The 19647-nt window shown below is 37.5% G+C and carries 22 protein-coding genes; 9 read left to right on the top strand and 13 right to left on the bottom strand.

What is annotated here, in order from left to right; genetic code table 11:
* The first annotated feature begins 41 nt into the window (after nucleotides 1–41).
* The 5 genes from J2Y40_RS15945 (at nucleotide 42) to J2Y40_RS15925 (ending at nucleotide 4823) form a co-directional block, all read left to right on the top strand.
* Complete coding sequence (locus tag J2Y40_RS15945; protein WP_310000034.1) at nucleotides 42–701, top strand: YggS family pyridoxal phosphate-dependent enzyme; 660 nt, start codon at nucleotides 42–44, stop codon at nucleotides 699–701.
* Between the two features lie 56 nt (nucleotides 702–757).
* Nucleotides 758–1942 carry a sigma-54 dependent transcriptional regulator gene (locus J2Y40_RS15940; protein ID WP_310000032.1) on the top strand — a complete coding sequence of 395 codons (1185 nt, stop codon included), beginning with the start codon at nucleotides 758–760 and terminating at the stop codon, nucleotides 1940–1942.
* Nucleotides 1943–2044: 102 nt separating this feature from the next.
* Entirely contained in the window at nucleotides 2045–3406 is a 1362-nt protein-coding gene (locus J2Y40_RS15935) for an MATE family efflux transporter (protein ID WP_153391880.1), read from the top strand.
* A gap of 94 nt (nucleotides 3407–3500) precedes the next feature.
* Nucleotides 3501–4322, top strand: coding sequence for a GLPGLI family protein (locus tag J2Y40_RS15930; protein WP_153391878.1), 822 nt, complete (start codon nucleotides 3501–3503; stop codon nucleotides 4320–4322).
* Between the two features lie 6 nt (nucleotides 4323–4328).
* A complete protein-coding gene (locus J2Y40_RS15925) occupies nucleotides 4329–4823 on the top strand; it encodes a hypothetical protein (protein WP_153391876.1) in 495 nt (164 codons plus the stop codon).
* A 93-nt stretch (nucleotides 4824–4916) separates the two neighbouring features.
* Here J2Y40_RS15925 and J2Y40_RS15920 read toward each other — a convergent pair whose 3' ends face one another.
* The 4 genes from J2Y40_RS15920 to J2Y40_RS15905 all read right to left on the bottom strand — a co-directional run bounded on the left by J2Y40_RS15920 (nucleotide 4917) and on the right by J2Y40_RS15905 (nucleotide 7203).
* Nucleotides 4917–5078, bottom strand: coding sequence for a GNAT family N-acetyltransferase (locus J2Y40_RS15920; protein ID WP_231128612.1), 162 nt, complete (start codon nucleotides 5076–5078; stop codon nucleotides 4917–4919).
* 288 nt (nucleotides 5079–5366) lie between these two features.
* Nucleotides 5367–5540: a hypothetical protein gene (locus J2Y40_RS15915; protein ID WP_310000027.1), complete on the bottom strand. Its 174-nt coding sequence runs from the start codon at nucleotides 5538–5540 to the stop codon at nucleotides 5367–5369.
* A gap of 289 nt (nucleotides 5541–5829) precedes the next feature.
* A complete protein-coding gene (locus J2Y40_RS15910; protein WP_310000025.1) occupies nucleotides 5830–6333 on the bottom strand; it encodes an N-acetyltransferase family protein in 504 nt (167 codons plus the stop codon).
* Nucleotides 6334–6639: 306 nt separating this feature from the next.
* Nucleotides 6640–7203: a Crp/Fnr family transcriptional regulator gene (locus J2Y40_RS15905; protein WP_310000023.1), complete on the bottom strand. Its 564-nt coding sequence runs from the start codon at nucleotides 7201–7203 to the stop codon at nucleotides 6640–6642.
* Between the two features lie 78 nt (nucleotides 7204–7281).
* On the opposite strand from J2Y40_RS15905, the gene J2Y40_RS15900 reads away from it, so the two are divergent.
* Nucleotides 7282–7971 carry an HAD family hydrolase gene (locus J2Y40_RS15900; RefSeq protein ID WP_310000021.1) on the top strand — a complete coding sequence of 230 codons (690 nt, stop codon included), beginning with the start codon at nucleotides 7282–7284 and terminating at the stop codon, nucleotides 7969–7971.
* A gap of 40 nt (nucleotides 7972–8011) precedes the next feature.
* Here the strand turns inward: J2Y40_RS15900 and J2Y40_RS15895 are convergent, their stop codons facing one another.
* Together J2Y40_RS15895 and J2Y40_RS15890 are read right to left on the bottom strand one after the other, a co-directional pair.
* A complete protein-coding gene (locus J2Y40_RS15895) occupies nucleotides 8012–8722 on the bottom strand; it encodes a hypothetical protein (protein ID WP_310000019.1) in 711 nt (236 codons plus the stop codon).
* A 73-nt stretch (nucleotides 8723–8795) separates the two neighbouring features.
* Nucleotides 8796–11198, bottom strand: coding sequence for a prolyl oligopeptidase family serine peptidase (locus J2Y40_RS15890; protein WP_310000015.1), 2403 nt, complete (start codon nucleotides 11196–11198; stop codon nucleotides 8796–8798).
* Between the two features lie 120 nt (nucleotides 11199–11318).
* Between J2Y40_RS15890 and J2Y40_RS15885 the strand changes: the two genes are divergently transcribed.
* A complete protein-coding gene (locus tag J2Y40_RS15885) occupies nucleotides 11319–11480 on the top strand; it encodes a bacteriocin-like protein (RefSeq protein ID WP_153391867.1) in 162 nt (53 codons plus the stop codon).
* 56 nt (nucleotides 11481–11536) lie between these two features.
* Here J2Y40_RS15885 and J2Y40_RS15880 read toward each other — a convergent pair whose 3' ends face one another.
* Nucleotides 11537–11965: a DoxX family protein gene (locus J2Y40_RS15880; RefSeq protein WP_153391865.1), complete on the bottom strand. Its 429-nt coding sequence runs from the start codon at nucleotides 11963–11965 to the stop codon at nucleotides 11537–11539.
* A 65-nt stretch (nucleotides 11966–12030) separates the two neighbouring features.
* Complete coding sequence (gene era, locus J2Y40_RS15875) at nucleotides 12031–12906, bottom strand: GTPase Era (protein ID WP_153391863.1); 876 nt, start codon at nucleotides 12904–12906, stop codon at nucleotides 12031–12033.
* Between the two features lie 200 nt (nucleotides 12907–13106).
* On the opposite strand from era, the gene J2Y40_RS15870 reads away from it, so the two are divergent.
* Together J2Y40_RS15870 and J2Y40_RS15865 are read left to right on the top strand one after the other, a co-directional pair.
* Nucleotides 13107–13670 (top strand): Crp/Fnr family transcriptional regulator, encoded by a 564-nt coding sequence (locus tag J2Y40_RS15870; protein WP_153399736.1) that lies wholly within the window; start codon nucleotides 13107–13109, stop codon nucleotides 13668–13670.
* A gap of 290 nt (nucleotides 13671–13960) precedes the next feature.
* Nucleotides 13961–14287, top strand: coding sequence for a multidrug efflux SMR transporter (locus J2Y40_RS15865; protein ID WP_153391861.1), 327 nt, complete (start codon nucleotides 13961–13963; stop codon nucleotides 14285–14287).
* A gap of 76 nt (nucleotides 14288–14363) precedes the next feature.
* Here the strand turns inward: J2Y40_RS15865 and J2Y40_RS15860 are convergent, their stop codons facing one another.
* The 5 genes from J2Y40_RS15860 to gpmI form a co-directional block, all read right to left on the bottom strand.
* On the bottom strand, nucleotides 14364–15131 hold the full coding sequence (locus tag J2Y40_RS15860; protein WP_153391859.1) for a class I SAM-dependent methyltransferase: 768 nt from the start codon (nucleotides 15129–15131) through the stop codon (nucleotides 14364–14366).
* A complete protein-coding gene (gene map / locus J2Y40_RS15855; protein ID WP_153391857.1) occupies nucleotides 15131–15940 on the bottom strand; it encodes a type I methionyl aminopeptidase in 810 nt (269 codons plus the stop codon). The genes J2Y40_RS15860 and map overlap by 1 nt, the downstream gene beginning before the upstream one ends.
* Nucleotides 15941–16028: 88 nt before the next feature.
* Nucleotides 16029–16460, bottom strand: coding sequence for a BT0820 family HAD-type phosphatase (locus tag J2Y40_RS15850; RefSeq protein WP_062699114.1), 432 nt, complete (start codon nucleotides 16458–16460; stop codon nucleotides 16029–16031).
* Nucleotides 16461–16555: 95 nt separating this feature from the next.
* On the bottom strand, nucleotides 16556–17533 hold the full coding sequence (locus tag J2Y40_RS15845) for an acyl-ACP desaturase (RefSeq protein WP_153391855.1): 978 nt from the start codon (nucleotides 17531–17533) through the stop codon (nucleotides 16556–16558).
* Nucleotides 17534–17686: 153 nt separating this feature from the next.
* Entirely contained in the window at nucleotides 17687–19228 is a 1542-nt protein-coding gene (gpmI, locus tag J2Y40_RS15840) for a 2,3-bisphosphoglycerate-independent phosphoglycerate mutase (RefSeq protein WP_310000006.1), read from the bottom strand.
* Nucleotides 19229–19647 lie beyond the last annotated feature (419 nt).

Below are 19647 nucleotides of genomic sequence, written 5' to 3'. Positions count from 1 at the left end.
TTCATTAGTTTTTTGTTTTTATTATTCTGAAATTTGCATTTATGGATATTAAAGTAAATTATAACGCAATACTACAGCAGCTCCCGGCAGGAGTACAACTGGTAGCTGTTTCAAAAACACATCCGGCTGAGGCTGTTCAGGAGGTTTACGATCTGGGACAAAGGGTATTTGGAGAGAACAAGGTGCAAGAATTAATGGAAAAGTATCCGCTTCTTCCTAAAGATATCCAGTGGCATCTGATCGGACATCTGCAAACCAACAAGGTGAAGTATATCGCTTCTTTTATAGATACCATTCAAAGTGTGGACTCTGAAAAACTTCTTTCTGAGATCGACAAAGAATCAGGAAAGCATAACAGGAAGATCAAAGTACTTCTTCAGGTAAAAATTGCTGAGGAAGAAAGCAAATTCGGACTTGACACTCCTGAAGCCAGAAATTTGTTTGAAAAATATCTTAACGGTGATTTTCCAAATGTTGAGGTTACCGGACTCATGGGAATGGCTACATTCACAGACGATGAACAGCAGATCAGGAGAGAATTTTCAATTTTAAAAGCTCTTTTTGATGAATTTAGTCAATCAAAAACACTGGAAACCTTATCAATGGGAATGAGCGATGATTTTCCGGCAGCTATTGAATGCGGAGCCAATTCCATACGGGTTGGATCTGCAATTTTCGGCAGAAGAGATTATTTAAAATAAAATTTTTAGGTATGGTTTTTGCTAATAATTGAATCAAAAAATTTAAATTTGCAACTATGCAAAAAATCCTTATTGTAGAAGACGAAAAAGCAATCTCAGGAGTATTACATAATATTCTTTCTGATGAACTTACTGATTATGAATTCATTATTGCCGAAGACGGCCTTGAAGGTTATAAACAGATAGAAAAAGAAGATTTCGCACTGGTGATCTCTGATATCAAGATGCCTAAACTTTCAGGAACTGAACTTTTAAAACAAAGTATGCTGCTGAAACCTGAAACCACTTTTATCATGATCTCCGGTCACGCAGATATCGACTCTGCTGTTTCCTGTCTGAAGGAAGGTGCATACGACTTCATCTCCAAGCCCATTGACATCAACAGGCTGATCACCAGCGTAAAGAATGCACTGGCTAAAGAGTCTTTAAAGAAAGAGAACAAAAATCTTCAGACTGAAAATAAAACCTTAAAAAAGAAGGTCAACAAAAAATATCAAATGATTGGTGAATCTTCTGCCCTTAAGAAAATTCAGGATATGATTGAAAAGGTTGCTGTTTCAGATGCAAGAGTTCTGATCACAGGACCTAACGGTGCCGGAAAAGAGCTGGTAGCTCACGCCATCCATAACCAGAGTGAAAGAGCAAGAGGTCCAATGGTGGAAGTGAACTGTGCGGCAATCCCGTCTGAACTTATTGAATCTGAATTATTTGGACACGTAAAAGGTTCATTTACAGGAGCAATTAAGGATAAGCAAGGAAAATTTGAGCAAGCCAACGGTGGTACCATCTTTTTGGATGAGATTGGTGATATGAGCCTTATTGCTCAGGCTAAAGTATTGAGGGCTCTTCAGGAAAGTAAAGTTTCTCCGGTAGGAAGCGATAAGGAAATAAAGGTAGATGTAAGAGTGATTGCGGCTACCAACAAAAATATGCAGAAGGAAATTGAAGAAGGAAAATTCAGAGAAGATCTTTACCACAGGCTTTCTGTGATTGAAATTTATGTTCCGCCTTTGGATGACAGAAAGGAAGATATTAAATTATTAGTAGAGCATTTCTCCGGTATGATTGCCGATGAACATGGTACTGCTGTGAAAAAATTTGATGATAAGGCTATTGGAGCTCTAAAAGCGCTTTCATGGACCGGAAATATCAGAGAACTTAGAAATGTGGTGGAAAGATTAATTATTCTTGGCGGAAATTCTGTTTCTGAGGAGGATGTTGCAAGTTTTGTAAGGAAATAATTTAATTAAACATTAAATAAATTATAAAAATTTGCAGTAGCCTTACTGCAAATTTTTTTTTTGGAACTATTGAAGATATAACTATATGAATCATAAAATACTATGAACTTTTTAAACAAAAATTATACGAAAGAATGCCTGACTTTGGCTCTTCCTGTTATGCTTACACAGGTGGGGCAGGTCTCGGTGAATTTATTCGACAATATTATTGTCGGAAAACTTTTAGGAGCAGATGCACTGGCGTCTGTTTCATTGGGGAATGCCGTATTTTTCTCCATATTTGTACTGGCGCTGGGGTTTTCATTTGCTATACCGCCGCTGGTTTCTGAGGCGCATTCCAAAGAGGATCATGCGACCATTAACTCTGTATTCAGCCACGGATTTGTCATCAATATGTCTGTAGGGATCATCCTGATGGGGCTTTTGCTTTTAGCGATGCCTCTGCTCTATCACTCCGGACAGCCGGAAAAGATTATCCCGAACACAGTGGACTTCCTCAGTATTATGGCGATCAGTATGATCCCATTCATGGCTTTCCAGACCCTGCGTGAAGTTTCTGAAGGGCTATCTTATACCATAGGAGTTACCAAGGCTACCATCATTGCCAATATCATCAATATTGTACTAAACTATGTTTTCATCAAAGGGCTTTGGATCTTCCCGGAAATGGGTGTGAAAGGATCTGCTTTAGCAACGCTGATCTCTAGAATTTTCATGGTAGTGTTCCTGTATTTTGTATTGGTAAAAGAGAAGAAAACAAGACGTTATATCAAGGATTTTTCTTTAAAAATTCAGGATTTCTCCAAGCAAATGTTTGATAAAATGGTGAAACTGGGATTACCAACAGCCTTACAGATGTTCTTTGAAGTAACTGCTTTTGCGGGAGCTGCATTCATCTGCGGACTGATCTCTGCTCATGATATTGCTTCTCACCAGATTGCATTAAGTATGGCCTCATTCACCTTCAATCTATGTGTTGGTTTCAGTGTAGCGTCAACAGTAATGATCGGAAGAAAATTAGGTGAACAAAACTTTGTTGAGCTAAGAAAAGTGGGAATCAACAACCTGAAGATCGCATTTATTTTTATGTGTATCTGCGGATTGGTCTTTATTTTAGGCCGAAATATCCTTCCTACGTTCTTTACCAAGAAAGAAGAGATTGAGGTGATTACTTTAGCTTCTAAACTCATGATCATTGCTGCCCTATTCCAACTTTCAGACGGAATTCAGGTGACTGCTCTTGGTATGCTTCGAGGATTACAGGATGTAAAAATACCATCCATCTACACTTTTATCGCTTATTGGGTTATTACCATTCCATTAGGATATTTCCTTTGTGTCACTTTAAAAATGGGTGCTTTCGGGATGTGGATTGCTCTGGGACTGGGACTTACGGTTTCTGCTGTATTCCTGGTAAAACGATTCTTAAATATGTCTGCAAAGAGGATTAAGCAGACCTTATAAAAAGTACTTCTATAAAAATGAACGCAGAGCCTGAAACTCTGCGTTTTTTTATTTTATTTTACTACTTTTGAACCATCTTATTTTAAACGATACCATGAAAAAAATACTATTCCTGCTGGCTTTATATGCAGGTTCTTTTTATCAGTCTCAAACTAACAGATTCACCTACCAGCTTCAGTTCAGGAAAGAGGCTTCGGAAGATTACAGGGAAAGTCTGATGAATCTGGATATCAGTCCTAAGTCCGTTAAATTTTACGATAAAAGATTCGCTGAATACGATTCTATCAATAAACTGGATCGTGGAACCACTTCACGTTACAGTACCAGAACTGATCAGGTTATTGAGAGAAAACCGGATTCCTTCAAAAATAACTGGTATAGAGATTTTCATGATTATTTCATTGTAAAAACAAATGATGAAATGAAATGGAAACTACTTCAGGAAACACAGGAATACAACGGTTATAAACTTCAGAAGGCCACGACAGATTTCGGAGGCAGAACGTGGACGGCCTGGTTTTCCAATGAAGTGAATATCAAAGAAGGCCCTTATAAATTCAGAGGTCTTCCGGGATTGATTTTTATCCTCGAAGATGCAGACCAAAATTTTGTTTATAAACTGATCAACAATAAAAAGCTTAGTACAGAGTTCGATACCAAAGATTTTATGGAAAGTCATTATGGTAAACAGGCGATTCCCATAACCAACGAAAAATTCAATACCTATGTTGAAAATTTGTATGCAGATCCTACCCGGATATTTGCAGAGGGGGTAAAAAACGGCAACAAAGCCAATTTTAAAAATGAAACGGTAGAATCTATTGCAGAACTGAACAGTAAAAAAGCAATGCTGCAGAACGGAATTAAGGAGCGGTATATTTATATTGAGAAAGATAAGCAGCCTGTTTTTAAATAAACCAATATGCTAACAACAGAACAGATTCATGGGATGATGCTTAATTATGACCAGAATATTTCAAGGCTGGAAATCATTATTGAAGGGGTCAACAAAGCGGTTACTCACCTAAGATCAGAAGAACTTGGCATTGATTGGTGGGGAACATTAGATGAGAAATATGAACATGAATTAATTTACAGACTGGCTATTCTTGCTTTCGAGGACTATTTAGAAAAGACTATAGGAAGCTTTAAGGTGGAACCCTCAAAAGAAAAAGACTATCTTCAGCTCTATCATTCAGAACCAGCTATTGACCTGATTTTTTCACTGGCGAAATATATAAAATGGAATCCTGATGCTTCTGAACAATTGAGCAAACATAACCTGAACCCAAATCTCTACCCTATTTATCATGGAGTTTTAGCATTAAATGAAAAAAGAGATCTGAATGCAATCATTAAACGATTACAAAACTGGAGGATTCAGCTTGTGAATCTAGCCTATTTTAAATCAGAATAAAATGATTGGATTAAGATATTATTCGTAAATATAATATTCGTAAACAAAAAATATAAGCGGTCACACAGGCCGCTTTTATATTTACTCTACTTTTTATCCCAAAATTTTCAGGCTTCTTTTCACACCGTCCAGAATGGCAACATCTGGTAATGTTCCCCAGTCTTCAAATTCGAAGTTCCGGAAGAGTTTCAGGCTTGGTTCATTGTGTAGGAAAATAAGAGCAACAAGGGTATGAATTTCAAATTTCGTTCGCATTAAAGCTCCATCAGACCACATATTAATAACTATAATTATCAGGTCGCTCCTACGGAGCTCTCCTTAGATCATGTACTAAATTCTATGAACAGAGTACTCCTATGGAGCACTTAAAAAGCTCAAATAAAATCATATTTTTTTACAAAAATTTATAATTTGATCATCAAATTATAGCACTTAATATAAGTTTGATTTTCTTATCCCGAAATGAGGTTAATTAGGGGTCGACAATGAGTTTTTATAATATTGTCAGAAAAATATAAGCGGTCACACAGGCCGCTTTTGTATTTACTCTACTTTTCGTCCCAAAATCTTCAGACTTCTTTTCACACCGTCCAGAATAGCAACATCTGGTAATGTTCCCCAGTCTTCAAATTCGAAGTTCCGGAAGAGTTTCAGGCTTGGTTCATTGTGTAGGAAAATAAGAGCAACAAGGGTATGAATTTCAAATTTCGTTCGCATTAAAGCTCTATCAGACCACATATTAATAACTATAATTATCAGGTCGCTCCTACGGAGCTCTCCTTAGATCATGTATTAAATTCTATGAACAGAGTACTCCTACGAAGCACTTAAAAAGCTCAAATAAAATCATATTTTTTTACAAAAATTTATAATTTGATCATCAAATTATAGCACTTAATATAAGTTTGATTTTCTTATCCCGAAATGAGGTTAATTAGGGGTCGACAATGAGTTTTTATAATATTGTCAGAAAAAATATAAGCGGTCACACAGGCCGCTTTTGTATTTACTCTACTTTTCGTCCCAAAATCTTCAGACTTCTTTTCACACCGTCCAGAATGGCAACATCTGGTAATGTTCCCCAGTCTTCAAATCCGAAGTGCCGGAAGAGTTTCAGGCTTGGTTCGTTGTGTAGGAAAATAAGAGCAACAAGGGTATGAATTCCGAATTTTGGAGCGTTATCTATACAATACTGAAGAATTTCCCTGCCATAGCCATTTCCTCTGCAGCTTTCATCCAAATAAATACTAACCTCTGCCGTTCCGCTGTAAGCAGCTCTTTCATGAAACGAACTGAAACTTACCCAACCGACTACCCTACCTTCATGATCTTCCACCATCCAAAGCGGTCTTGTGTCCGGATGATGCTCATCAAACCATTGATGCTTACTTTCAACCGAAACTTCTTCCACATCTGCCGTTACCATTCTCGAAGCAATGGTTGAATTGTATATTTCAACAATTTTCCCAAGGTCCTGTAATGCCGCATTTCTGAATGTGATCCCGTTCATTATTTTTTATTCAAAATTAATAAAATTACACAACACCCCCTAAATAAAAACAATATGGAATTAAATTTCAATCAAATAACACAAAAACGCCCTATAAAAACAAGAGCAAATAAAATTAAATAAACATTAATTAGGAATAAGAATTTATAATTCAAGTAGGTTTGAAGTTGGAAAACGAAAGAAGAAAGTTATGAAAGTCGTCAATAATAGCTGTTGATTTATTATTTATCTGTTTAAGGTAATTTAATTAGTAATTATAGCTAAAAGTAACTTCCAGCGTCCCTCTTCCAGCTTCCAGCCCTTTAATCAAATTAAGTTCTTCAAAGCTCTATTTAAACTTCTTACTGTAATTCCCAGATACGCCGCCATATCTTCTTTTGAAAGATGAATTCCCTGCTGTGCCTGCAGTTCAAGAAGCTGTCCCAAAGTATGTTCCGTTGTATAGAGTTGCTGGTAAGATGCACGGCTGGACGTATTGACAATCCTTTGTGCAAATACATCGAGCAACAGATTATTCAGAGCCAGATCGCTTTTGATCAAAGATTGGAAATAAGAAATTGATAAAGTATAAACACAGACATCCGTTAAAGCTTCAATACTGCATAAACACGGAATATTCCGGATCAGTTCTATTTCACCGATGATCTCTCCTCTTCCAAGAAACTCCACGATGTATTCCTTTCCGTTCTCCTCCACAAAAAAACATTTGGTGATCCCGTCTTTAACCAACATGATATGGGAAGGTTTCTGGTTCTGAACCAATATTTCTTCTCCTTTCGAAAAAGATTTCAACACAATATTTCCTTTATTTTCTTTCTTATCATAAAGGCTTTCTATATAATCTAAAAATAACTGATTGGTTCGTAACATATGATATCCGGGACAAATGTCCTTTCCTTGTTTATTTTTTATTCTGAATTTTGCGGTAAGAAAAATACAAAAACTAAAATGAATAATCACATCACCACCATTGCTTTTGACGCAGACGATACACTTTGGATTAATGAACCTTATTTCCAGGAAGCAGAAAAGGAATTCTGTATATTGCTTGAAGATTATCTGCCTCAGCACTCAGTTTCCCAGGAATTATTCAAAACGGAAATGCAGAACCTCCCTCTTTACGGATATGGTGTAAAAGGTTTTATGCTCTGCATGATTGAAACGATAAGCCGGGTTACAGGAGGGACAGCTTCTTTTCAGCTGGTTAACAGAGCCATTGAGATCGGCCAGGAATTGCTTCAAAAGCCCATAGAACTGCTGGAAGGCGTTACAGAAACCCTGGAAAGCCTGAAAGGAAAATACCGTCTGGTGGTGGCTACAAAAGGAGATCTTCTGGATCAGGAACGTAAGCTTAAAAATTCGGGACTGCAGGAATATTTCCATCATATTGAGATCATGAGTGACAAAAAGGAAAGCGATTACAGAAAGCTCCTGAAACATCTGGACTGCCAGCCTGAAAATTTTCTTATGCTTGGTAACTCCATAAAATCTGATATTCTGCCTGTTTTAGAAATCGGTGGATCTGCCGCCCATATTCCTTATCATATCACCTGGGCTCATGAACAGCATGAGAACACTCTTGAACACGAACATTTCATGGAGCTGAAAAGCATTAATGAAGTGCTGAAACATTTGTAAATAATAAAACCGCTGTTTGAAAGCGGTTTTGTGTTTTCAGTCAGTTTCCGCAAAATTCCAGATATTTTTTTATCATTTCAGAATTGTATTTCTTTTCAAAATAAGCTAGTCTTTCATAATATTCGGGGCGTTTTTTTTTCTTTATAATGTATACCCCTGCAATAAGTTCCACTAAGTGTTTGGCTGAGGATGAGTCATTAAGGACAAGCTGTTCAAATTTCATCAGAACTGAATCAAGCTCGGTTTCAGTCCATTTGATTTCTCTCTGATCCATCTGATCCAGCAACTCATCCTGGTATTTGAGAGCTCTCATACTGTCGACATATTTTTTATCAGCTATCCTACTTTTCAGACCATCCTTTTCCCAAAACACATTTTTATAGAGTTCATCGGCAAGAAATGAATTAAAACCCACACACCCTGACTTAACTTCAATAGAGTCATTATGTTTTAAATAATAAGAAAAGAGTTTATCCAGACCATTTAGTTTTCTTTCAAAAAAAGTTCGCGAAACATATGTTTTTACAACCGGAGCACCGTGATAAGCCATATACTCTATTTCCTCATCTGATGCATTTTTATCCAGATCAGAATAAAGCTCAAATACACTGCTTCTTTCCCCTGCATATCCAATTCCTGCAGACTCTACTCTATTGCTTTCGGACAGTTTTTTATAAATCTTATTCGTTTTATCAGATAGCTGTGCGAAGCTTAGGGCAGGAATCAAAAATAAAATACAGTATTGTTTCATAAGTGTGTTTATCAGTTTCAACGGAACAAAAAAGCCCGCTTAGTATCAAACGGGCTTTATCTTTAAATATTTTCTATTTCTTTAAACATTTTTCTAAGAACTGGTCCTGTTCCCATAAAAGATGCAGGATATTTTCTTTGGCCATATAACTGTGGGCTTCTTTTGGCAGAAGAACCATTTTTACCGGCGCTCCCAGGTTTTTCAGAGCCTGGAAATATCTTTCGGTCTGAAGGGTAAAGGTTCCCGGATTATTGTCTGCGTCACCATGCACCAGCAGTAATGGAGTTTTCATTTGGTCGGCATGCGTGAAAGGAGACATTGTATTATAAATTTCCGGAACATCCCAGTAATTCCTCTGCTCCATCTGGAATCCGAACGGAGTCAGTGTTCTGTTGTACGCTCCGCTTCGGGCAATACCGCAGGCAAATAATTTGGAATGGGTAAGAAGGTTTGCCGTCATAAAGGCTCCATAAGAATGTCCTCCTACAGCTACTTTCTTTTTATCAATATAGCCTAACTGATCTACTGCGTTGATAGCGGCCTCAGCATTGGCTACCAGCTGGGGAATAAAAGTGTCGTTCGGTTCAGTCTTGCCTTCACCAATAATCGGGAAAGCAGCATCATCCAGCACGGCATATCCTTTTGTAGTCCAATAGACAAAAGATCCGTAATAAGGGAAGGTGAAATCATTCGGGTTTTGAGTATTCTGGCCTGCCGTATTTTTGTCTTTATATTCTGTAGGATAAGCCCAGATCAGCAACGGAAGCTTTTCTTTCTTTGCCTTACGGTCATAGCCTGCCGGAAGGTATAAGGTTCCGGTCAGCGTTACCCCATCGTTTCTTTTATAGGTGATCACTTCTTTATAGACATCCTTGATGCTTTCAAACGGATTGGCAAAGCTGGTAACCGCCTCTGCTTTATTGGATTTAATATTCTTTTTGAAATAATTCGGATATTGGCTGGAAGACTGTTGGGTTGTCAGAATCTCTCCTTTTGCGGGATTCAGAATATCCACAATTTCTTCTTTTGCATTTTTAAGATCGGAAGTGTACAGCCTTTTCTTTTTCAACGATTTCATATCCATCTCATCAATAAAAGGGTGCTGTCCGTCTTTGGTAAATCCGTCACCAATCAGATAAGATTTCCCGCCTTTCATATCAATTACATATCTTCCGTACTGATTTTTCGTGGTATTAAATCTCCCCGGATCACTGTATACGTCCTGGGAATTTCTATCTTCTATGATTTTCGATTCTGAATTATTAAGATCTACTAAGAAAGACTTTGTATTTCTGGTGTCATACCAACCTTCGGAAATAACCGCATAGTGATCATTCGTCCAATCTGTTCCTTCATACCTCTGTTTTGTTTTGAAGAATGATTTAGGAGATGCAGTAAACGGAGCTTCCCATGTAAATATCTCATCTCTGAAATCTGCAGCTTTAGACTGATCTCCGCCATCCAGTGCTTCAGCGTAGACTAATGTAGCCGGAGCATCACTTCTCCATCCCATACTTCTTTTTCCTGTTCTTACGGAAGAAAACCCTTTGGGCATCACTTCATTTAAAGGAACTTCATTGACTACTTTCACTGTATTTCCCTTCATATCATACACTGTGGTCGTCAATGGAAATCTGTTATAAGGAACGATATAGGAGAATGGCTTTTTAACCACAACTGCCATTAAATAATTTCCATCGGGAGAAAAGCTCAGACCTACATACATATCCTTGTCTTTTACTTTTTTCAGGTTACCGTTCAGGTCAACACTATAAATTTCAGAAGCGGTGATCACTTCAAAGTTTTTCTCATCCTGAGGATTTTTAAGCAGATCCTGATAGGTTCTGTTCTGCGAAACTTTACCGTCTGCCGTAGAAACAATTGGTCCTGTTGGAAGATCTTTATCTGAATTAATCAGAGCAGGTCTATTCTGAGGAAGAGTTCTGATCAATAAATTCTGTGAATCATTATACCATTGATAAGGAGTTCCTACATTCGCATTAAGGTTATCACTGGTCATTTTCTTAGCAGCAGCTGTTTCCATATCTACAACCCAGAGTTCTACTCCTTTTCCTGTTGTATTGGTAAAAGCCAGCTTTTTTTCATCCGGAGAAAATGAAATAGATGTTATTTTGGGATTGGAAGGAAGATTTTTTACCTGAATTTCATCCTTATCATTGATTTTCCGGATCTTCAGATTGTTTGAATACGTAACCGTACTTGAAATATTGGTTATGGGATTAATCCTAAGCCCTCCCAGTTTCAGTTCCTGTTGGTTAAGATCTTCCAGAGTTTTATAAGTCGGGCGGTAGGTAAAAACAACCCAGTCTTTTTTACTGTTCATCAGAACCCCGGGAGGTCTCTCATAATCTGCCAGTTTAAGGATTTCCGCAGATGGTTTTTGATAAGCAATATTTTCCTGCGCATCATAAAAATTAAGAAATGCCAGGAGGCAGATGGTCAGTTTTATCTTCATAAAAAATCATTTCCACTAATATAATGAAATTTGAAACAGATATGAAATTTATTAAAATAATCCCATGAATGTGAATAATTAATATTTTTTACTTACTTTTAATATTCAAAATAAAACAATATGAAAAATTTAAGAAAATTATCCAAAAGCAATCTGAAAACAATTATCGGAGGAAGTGCTCCTTTATGTGATGATGGCTACAGAGCCTGCGTAGTAGGCAGAACGGAACACGGATCTCCCATCTGGGACTGCATCCCGACTTCATCTCCCTGCAGGCCATAAAAAGCAAAAGAGGCACCTCATTTCTGGAATGCCTCTTTAATTTTATAGATTTAAGCTTACCAATCTGAAGCTCTTTTTCTTTTTTCTATCATGTGATCCACAGATACCTTTCCTGCGCCAAATACTAACAGCAGAAGATATACAGACAGATATATCAGGCTCATTTCTCTTTTATCAAAAGGATCTGCCCCGTGTACTACAAAAGCAGCCATGATCATGGTGAAGATCAGAAATCCTAAAGAAATCCTTGTAAAAAGGCCAAGGATCAGAAGTATTGAACAAACAAATTCAGCAAAAACAGTGAGAATCAATGAAATCTGAGGGCCTAGTCCTATGAAATCATAAAATTCAATTTTCCCGCCTCCTATAAGCGTCTGAAGTTTAGGAAAACCGTGAGACAGCATGGCAAAACCAATAAATACTCTCACTACTAATAAAACAAGATCTTTAGGGACTGAGCTGGAATTCGAGTTTAAATAGTTCATCTACTAAAAATTTAGACTAAGGTAATAAAAATCTTTTAATACAACGGGATTCCGGTGTTTTTAGTTTATCTGTACCCGAAATTTTTAAGATCTCTGTCGTTTTTACGCCAGTCTTTTTTCACTTTCACGAATAAATTCAGATGGATCTTTTTACTGAAGAATTTTTCAAGGTCCAGTCTCGCTTCTGTTCCTACTTTCTTGATGGCCTCACCTTTATGCCCGATAATAATTCCTTTCTGGGTATCTCTTTCTACATAAATAATAGAATCGATGAAAATAATTCCTTCTTTTTCTTTGAACTGTTCTGTTACAACTTCTACTGAATAAGGAATTTCTTTTTCATAGTTGAGAAGGATCTTTTCACGGATTGCTTCATTGACAAAAAATCTTTCCGGTTTGTCGGTAAACTGGTCTTTTTCATAATATGGCGGGCTTTCCGGCAGCAATGATTTTAATTTAGGAAGAATAATCTCTGTGTTGAAAGCATTAAGTGCCGAGATAGGAAGAATTTCAGCTTTCGGAATTCTGCCATGCCATAATTCTACCAGTTTTTCAAGTCCTTCCTGATTAGTCTGATCTACTTTGTTCAGAAGAAGAAGTACAGGAACCGGAATTTTATTCAGTTTATCAATTAAAAACTCTGAAGGTTCTGCCTTATCGGTTACATCTACAATGAACAGGAAAACATCAGCATCCTGCAAAGAATCCTTTACAAAATCCATCATTTTTTCCTGAAGCCCGTATTTTGGATCCAATACTCCCGGAGTATCAGAAAATACGATCTGCAGGTCATCTTCATTATAAATTCCAAAAATTCTGTGACGGGTTGTCTGGGCCTTTTGTGTTACAATTGCCAGCTTCTCTCCCATCAATTGATTCAACAGGGTAGATTTTCCGGCATTAGGCTTTCCGACTATATTTACAAATCCAGCTTTATGCATAAAAATAATATTACGAACTGCAAAGTTACTAAAACAAAACCGGTCTTCAGGGTTTATCTCCAATTTTAGGAAGAAAAAAGCTTTATTTACTGATACAGTTCTCGGAAATGATTTGTGAGTATCTAAATTGTAAAAAATGAATGTATTTTATTGTATTGCATAGGCTAAAACTGATATTTTTGAAAACCAGAATTCTTTTTATGAATATAGACCAGATCCTTGACCGAATATATGTTCTTCCTGAAGCTTCCAGAATGAGTTTAAAGAAACATATTACTGAAGTTTCATACCCTAAAAATTTCTGTCTTATGGAGGCAGATAAGATTATTCCTTACGTCTATTTCATCCGGAAAGGTATTGCCAGGGCTTATGCTACTACTGCGGAAAATGATATCACCTTCTGGTTCGGAAGTGAGGGCCAAACAGTGATCTCAATGAAAAGTTACGTTGAAGATAAACCCGGCTATGAAAGTATTGAGCTTCTGGAAGACTGTGATCTGTACAGATTGGAAACAGAAAACCTCAAAACATTATTTAACGAAGATATCCATATTGCGAACTGGGGACGAAAACTGGCTGAATCGGAAATGATAAAATCCGAAGAATTGATTATTTCCAGACAATTTAAAACCTCTCTGGAACGGTATAAAGATCTGATTACTTACAGTCCTGATCTTCTGAAAAGAGTTCAGTTGGGGCATATTGCCTCTTATTTGGGCATCACACAAGTCAGCCTGAGCAGGATAAGGGCAGAAATCAAATAGTTAGGAAGCCGGAGGATGGAAGAGGGACGATTTCAAGCTCATCAATAATAAATAGTTATTTTTTTTAGTTAATTTGATTTTATAGTGGCTTTCATCATCTATAACTAAAAGTAACTTCCAACCTCCTTCTTCCATCTTCCAGTCTGTATGCTTAAACTCCTTAACCCGAACTCAGATTAATATTAATTCCTCTCCATCTCTGAAATTAAGCCTGAAAATTCATTTTTTATCATTTGTAAAATTTTTTTCCCTTTCGAATCCTGAAATTTGCAGTAGAAAAATTTAAGAAAATGAACTGGATTATTTTAATCATTGCCGGAATATTTGAAGTAGCTTTTGCTTCATGTCTGGGGAAAGCCAAAGAAACATCGGGATCTGAAATGTATTACTGGTATGCAGGATTTCTGGTAACGATGACCATCAGTATGGTTCTTCTGATCAAAGCAACACAAACTCTGCCGATAGGAACCGCTTATGCCGTATGGACCGGTATTGGTGCTGTAGGAACAGCTCTTATGGGAATTTTCTTTTTTAAAGACCCGGTAAGCTTCTGGAGAGTATTTTTTATCGTTACTCTGATTGGGTCTGTAGTAGGTTTAAAATCTGTTTCTCACTAAAATCCTTCACCACATATTTTTAAAACAACTTCTATCTATCAATATAAAACCGTCTTCTTAGTTGAAGACGGTTTTATTATTTTTTGAAAACTACGGGAAGGATTTCATTATGCCTTAATCCGTATTTTTTTATTTCCTCATCGGAGAATTTCTGGGAATAGAAATTAGGATCGGTTTCAAAACCGGTTTTTCTTAAACGGTCGAAGTAATCCATTCCGTACCAGCGCACATGATCGTATTGACCAAAGTGCTTTTGCCGTTCTTTCGGATCTTTGATAGAGAAGTCTTCGTAGGTTTTTTCCAATGAATTTTTCATGGGAACCTGGAAAATTCCCCATCCACCGGGTCTCATCACCCTGTAAAGCTCACTCATAGCCTTGCCATCATCTTCAATATGCTCAAGAACATGATTACAGAAAACAATATCAAAACTTTCATCTGCGAAAGGCAGGTCCAGAATATCTGCTTTTACATCCACAATAGGAGAAAACAAATCTGCAGAGATGTAATCCAGGTTTCTCATTCTCTTGAACTTTCTCAAAAACTCCTGTTCGGGAGCAATATGCAGAACTTTATAGTTTTTGATGAAAAAATCTGTTTCATTCTGAAGATACAGCCACATCTGGCGGTGTCTTTCGAGACTTAGAGTACCGGGAGAAAGTGCATTTTCCCGTTGTTTTCCATATCCGTAAGGAAGGAACTTTCGGTACGATCTTCCATCAATAGGATCAAAGAACTTATCTCCTTTGAAAAACTGGTAAATAAGAGGTCTGGCCCAGATGCTCATTTTGATCAGCATCGGACGCGGAATTTTATTGAGTAAAAGTTTCGTTACTTTTTTCATTAAAAATCCAATTGGAATGGCTTCTCTTCGTCACTTACAATTCCTAATGCTTCGTATACATACTGGAAAGTAGAAAGCAATACCGGTTTACCATTGATTACCGCTACATCATGTTCGAAATGGGCAGAAGGCTGGTTATCCAAAGTTGTTACCGTCCATCCGTCATTATGAAACTTCACTTTTTCAGTTCCAAGATTAATCATGGGTTCGATAGCAATCGCAAGACCGTCTTTAATTACTTTTCCGCTTCCTTGTCTTCCGTAATTAGGAACCTGTGGATCTTCATGCATTTTTCTGCCTAAACCGTGTCCTACCAATTCTCTCACTACCCCATAGCCTTCTTTTTCACAATGTGCCTGGATTGCGTGGGAAATATCTCCGATTCTTTTTCCTCGTACACACTGCTCAATTCCTTTGTAAAGAGATTCTTTAGTTACCTGCAACATTTTTTTTACCTCGGGCTTTACTTCCCCGATTTCAAAAGTATAGGCATGATCTCCCACAAAACCGTTCAGAATTACTCCACAGTCTACGGAAAGAACATCTCCTTCTTTTACAATATCTTTATTAGGGAAACCATGAACCACCTGTTCGTTCGGAGAAATACATAAAGAATTCGGGAAGCCTCCATATCCTAGAAAAGCAGGCTCAGCACCATGATCTTTAATAAAATCGTGTGCTAATTTATCCAGATATAAGGTATTGATTCCCGGTTTAATTTCTTTTGCCAGCATTCCCAGTGTCTTGGAAACCAGTCTGGCACTCTCCTTCATCAGGCGGAGCTCCTCTATTGTTTTTAACTGAATCATTGTTTTAATTTACCAATGTATTTATATAAAAGTGTATCAATAGTAAATGATACGCTGTCTGATTATGCTATTATGATATTGGTCTTTTCTACCAGAAAAGTCCTTTTTTCTTTTCTTTTTTAAGTTTTGAATAAGCCAGAACTTCTTTTCCTTCTACACGGAATTCTATTCTTTCCTGAATAATGTTGTAAATTTCTCCCCAACCCGGAAATCCGCCTAAATTTCTGTCATCAATGAACCAGTCTGCATCCAGTTTTCTGGACTGTGTTTCAGAATCAAATACTTCTCCCTCAAAGCTGGAATTCACTGCATAGAACTCTATCCCGTTCTCTCTGCAGAATTCTACGGCTTCATCTAATGTTTTCCCATGTCTGTATGTCCAGAGAATTAATCTGTAGCCTTCTGCCTGAAGTCTTTTAAGGGTTTCAAAAGCAAAAATCTTTGCTTTTCCAATTGCCGGATAAGCGTCATCCACGATGGTTCCGTCAAAATCAACAGCAATTTTTTTATTATTTAGCATTTTTGTTCTTTTTTTAGCTTTGCAAAGATAAGAAATAAAAAGAGTGCCAAAAAACGATGACACTCTTAGTTTTATAATTTAATGATTATGCTGAACTAACTTTTTACCCAACTGAACTGGAACTGCAGATCGGGAGTAGAAACCCTGTCGGTAATCTTCTGTAATCTGGCAGGTAATTTCATTAAGTATTCCTGAGCTTTTTCAGCTTTTTCAGTAAGCCCTTTTACATGCTCAATCTTCCATTCATCCAACAATTCTTTCATAATATTGATATAGTCCTGGCCTGTGTAAACCATACATCTCTGTGCTGCATCTGAGAAATGCCCCCAAAGCTCTCCTGCTTTCTGGCCGGATTGTCTCATAAGGTGTGCCGGCATTACAATTTTCTTACGCATCATATCTTCAAAAGCAAGAATCATTTCTGAAGGATCTATTTCAAGAATCTTAGCTACGAAATGTTTGTAAGCTTTAGCGTGTCTTGCCTCATCTGCTGCAATCACCCCACACATTTTGGCCAGTTTTCCGTTTCCGGACTGTTTTGCCAGTGTTCCTACTCTACGGTGAGAAATATTGGTAGCTGTTTCCTGGAAGCTTGTATACACAAAGTTTCTATATGGATCCATGCTTGTTCCCAGATCAAAGCCGTCGTTAATCAGATATTGAGTAGTGATTTCCACTTCTCTCATATTTACTCTTCCGCACAGGTAAAGGTATTTATTCAGAAGATCTCCATGTCTGTTTTCTTCGGCAGTCCAGGCTCTTACCCAGTTTACCCAGCCTACGCTTTCTTCCTGATTTACTCCGTCTACTCCCATCAGCCAGGATTCATAAGAAGGCAGCGCCTCTTCTGTAATGCAGTCCCCGATAAGGGTTACAAACAAATCATAAGGCATTTCACGAGCGAAGGTCTGAATTTCCTCTAAATCATATTTAAAGTCGGCGCTTGAAGGATCCGGAAGCATGTCTGAAGGCTGCCAGATCTTTTCGATCGGCGTTAAAAATTTTTCCAGAAAAGAACCTACCTCCTTTTCCAGAATTCCCATTACTTCTTTCCTAACAAGCTTTTGATACATTGTAACTCTATTAATTTTAAACAGCAAAGATATGATTTATTTATTATTTACCGCATAATAAAGTATGCAACTCATATCATGTCTGACATAAATCATAAAAGAAGACCGTGATACACTACTATAACGGTACTTTTTTATCATTATTGTTGAATTTTAGCTAACTAAAATATTTCCGGTCATAATTTCCGGAATTTCCACTCCCATTACTTTCAATATGGTAGGAGCTACATCTCCCAGTTTACCCGGTTTAAGATTCCAGATATGGTCTTTATCCATAACAATAAAAGGAACCAGATTGGTTGAATGCTGGGTATTAGGCGTTCCGTCCGGGTTGATCATTACATCGGAATTTCCGTGGTCAGCCAGAATAAAAACAGTATATCCGTTCTCATAAGCGGCAGTGGCTACTTTTTCAATACACTTATCTACTGTCTCAGCAGCTTTTACAGCAGCTTCAAAAACTCCGGTATGTCCTACCATATCTGTATTGGCAAAATTTAAACATACAAAATCTGCGGTTCCATTTTCCAATTCCGGAACAATAGCATTGGTTATATCATAAGCAGACATTTCCGGCTTCAGGTCGTAGGTAGGAACATCTTTCGGGCTTGGACAGAGCAATCTTCTTTCGCCTTCAAATTCTTTTTCCCTCCCCCCTGAAAAGAAGAATGTTACGTGAGGATATTTTTCTGTTTCGGCAATTCTGATCTGGGTTTTTCCATTTCTTTCAAGCACTTCTCCCATGGTATCTTGCAGGACATTTTCATCAAAAACAACCTGTACATTCTGGAATGTTTTGTCGTAATTGGTAAGTGTTACGTAATAAAGATTCAGTTTATTCATAGAATATTCCGGGAAATCTTTTTGGGAAAGTACTTCTGTAATCTCGCGACCTCTGTCTGTACGGAAATTAAAGCAGATCACTACATCATTATCGATGATCTTTGCTACAGGCACCACATTTCCGGTTGCTGTAGTATTAACCATAATAATCGGTTTCAGGAATTCATCTGTTACATTACTATCATAAGAAGCCTTAATTGCTGCTATTGCATCTGTAGTCTGAAGTCCTACCCCTTCTACAAGGGCATCATATGCTAATTTTACACGTTCCCATCTTTTGTCTCTGTCCATGGCATAATAACGCCCCACAATGGTTGCCAGTTTTCCTGTGGTTGCTTCCATGTGTTTCTGCAGCTCTTCGATAAAGCCTAACCCTGAATGCGGATCGCAGTCTCTTCCGTCTGTAAATGCATGAACAAAAACATTTTCATTCAGTCCGGATTCTTTTGCAGCCGTTAAAAGACCTTTCAGGTGATTGATATGAGAATGTACTCCTCCATTGGATACCAACCCTATAAAGTGTACTTTTTTATTTTCTTTTTTAGCATATTCAAAAGCATCCTGAATGACTTTTTCCTGTCCTAAAGTTCCGTTTTCCACAGCCATATTGAGTTTTACCAGATTTTGGTAAACCACTCTTCCGGCTCCTAAATTCATGTGTCCTACTTCAGAGTTCCCCATCTGTCCTACCGGAAGTCCTACTGCCAGGCCGCTTGCTTCAAGGGTTGTATGAGGAAATTTTTTATAGCAGCTGTCAATAAACGGTGTGTCTGCTTTGTCTATCGCTGAAACGTCCGGATTCATTCCCAGCCCCCATCCGTCAAGGATTGCTAATATTGCTTTTTTTGACATTTTGTAAAACTTTTGTTATACAAATTTACCTAATTTCCGATGAACAGAAGAATTTGCAGCGCTTAATTTTAATAGTGTACTTAATTTTTACTATCCAGTCTAAATCCAGTCTGCCTATGATAATTTGTATCGATTTTGTAACAGTTACTTATAAAATATCCGGGAGCTGTAGGAAAATGTTTTGCCACGAATTCACTAATATTAATTGGCTACTCATGCAAAATATGGAAAACAATTTAACGCAAAGTTGATGATTGATGCTGTTGATTTTAGGGAGCAAAGAGTAGAATCAACTTCGTTGATTCGATGAAGCGGATGAATAGTCATGCAGCTTCATTAACAAAGCAATCGCTCTGTTTTCATTTTTCTCACAGGTATTAAAAGTCTGCTGTATAAGTTTTAGCTAAAGCCAATGGATT

The sequence above is a fragment of the Chryseobacterium sp. 2987 genome (assembly GCF_031456375.1).
GTDB classification, from domain to species: Bacteria; Bacteroidota; Bacteroidia; order Flavobacteriales; family Weeksellaceae; genus Chryseobacterium; species Chryseobacterium vaccae.
Note: the sequence above shows the minus strand (reverse complement) of the source record. Positions and strands in the feature narration are given on the sequence as shown.

What these genes read in the sequence shown, in the direction of transcription:
- J2Y40_RS15945 (WP_310000034.1), top strand. Translation starts at nt 42, where the DNA reads ATGGATATTAAAGTAAATTATAACGCAATACTACAGCAGCTCCCGGCA.
- J2Y40_RS15940 (WP_310000032.1), top strand. Translation starts at nt 758, where the DNA reads ATGCAAAAAATCCTTATTGTAGAAGACGAAAAAGCAATCTCAGGAGTA.
- J2Y40_RS15935 (WP_153391880.1), top strand. Translation starts at nt 2,045, where the DNA reads ATGAACTTTTTAAACAAAAATTATACGAAAGAATGCCTGACTTTGGCT.
- J2Y40_RS15930 (WP_153391878.1), top strand. Translation starts at nt 3,501, where the DNA reads ATGAAAAAAATACTATTCCTGCTGGCTTTATATGCAGGTTCTTTTTAT.
- J2Y40_RS15925 (WP_153391876.1), top strand. Translation starts at nt 4,329, where the DNA reads ATGCTAACAACAGAACAGATTCATGGGATGATGCTTAATTATGACCAG.
- J2Y40_RS15920 (WP_231128612.1), bottom strand. Translation starts at nt 5,078, where the DNA reads ATGCGAACGAAATTTGAAATTCATACCCTTGTTGCTCTTATTTTCCTA.
- J2Y40_RS15915 (WP_310000027.1), bottom strand. Translation starts at nt 5,540, where the DNA reads ATGCGAACGAAATTTGAAATTCATACCCTTGTTGCTCTTATTTTCCTA.
- J2Y40_RS15910 (WP_310000025.1), bottom strand. Translation starts at nt 6,333, where the DNA reads ATGAACGGGATCACATTCAGAAATGCGGCATTACAGGACCTTGGGAAA.
- J2Y40_RS15905 (WP_310000023.1), bottom strand. Translation starts at nt 7,203, where the DNA reads ATGTTACGAACCAATCAGTTATTTTTAGATTATATAGAAAGCCTTTAT.
- J2Y40_RS15900 (WP_310000021.1), top strand. Translation starts at nt 7,282, where the DNA reads ATGAATAATCACATCACCACCATTGCTTTTGACGCAGACGATACACTT.
- J2Y40_RS15895 (WP_310000019.1), bottom strand. Translation starts at nt 8,722, where the DNA reads ATGAAACAATACTGTATTTTATTTTTGATTCCTGCCCTAAGCTTCGCA.
- J2Y40_RS15890 (WP_310000015.1), bottom strand. Translation starts at nt 11,198, where the DNA reads ATGAAGATAAAACTGACCATCTGCCTCCTGGCATTTCTTAATTTTTAT.
- J2Y40_RS15885 (WP_153391867.1), top strand. Translation starts at nt 11,319, where the DNA reads ATGAAAAATTTAAGAAAATTATCCAAAAGCAATCTGAAAACAATTATC.
- J2Y40_RS15880 (WP_153391865.1), bottom strand. Translation starts at nt 11,965, where the DNA reads ATGAACTATTTAAACTCGAATTCCAGCTCAGTCCCTAAAGATCTTGTT.
- era (WP_153391863.1), bottom strand. Translation starts at nt 12,906, where the DNA reads ATGCATAAAGCTGGATTTGTAAATATAGTCGGAAAGCCTAATGCCGGA.
- J2Y40_RS15870 (WP_153399736.1), top strand. Translation starts at nt 13,107, where the DNA reads ATGAATATAGACCAGATCCTTGACCGAATATATGTTCTTCCTGAAGCT.
- J2Y40_RS15865 (WP_153391861.1), top strand. Translation starts at nt 13,961, where the DNA reads ATGAACTGGATTATTTTAATCATTGCCGGAATATTTGAAGTAGCTTTT.
- J2Y40_RS15860 (WP_153391859.1), bottom strand. Translation starts at nt 15,131, where the DNA reads ATGAAAAAAGTAACGAAACTTTTACTCAATAAAATTCCGCGTCCGATG.
- map (WP_153391857.1), bottom strand. Translation starts at nt 15,940, where the DNA reads ATGATTCAGTTAAAAACAATAGAGGAGCTCCGCCTGATGAAGGAGAGT.
- J2Y40_RS15850 (WP_062699114.1), bottom strand. Translation starts at nt 16,460, where the DNA reads ATGCTAAATAATAAAAAAATTGCTGTTGATTTTGACGGAACCATCGTG.
- J2Y40_RS15845 (WP_153391855.1), bottom strand. Translation starts at nt 17,533, where the DNA reads ATGTATCAAAAGCTTGTTAGGAAAGAAGTAATGGGAATTCTGGAAAAG.
- gpmI (WP_310000006.1), bottom strand. Translation starts at nt 19,228, where the DNA reads ATGTCAAAAAAAGCAATATTAGCAATCCTTGACGGATGGGGGCTGGGA.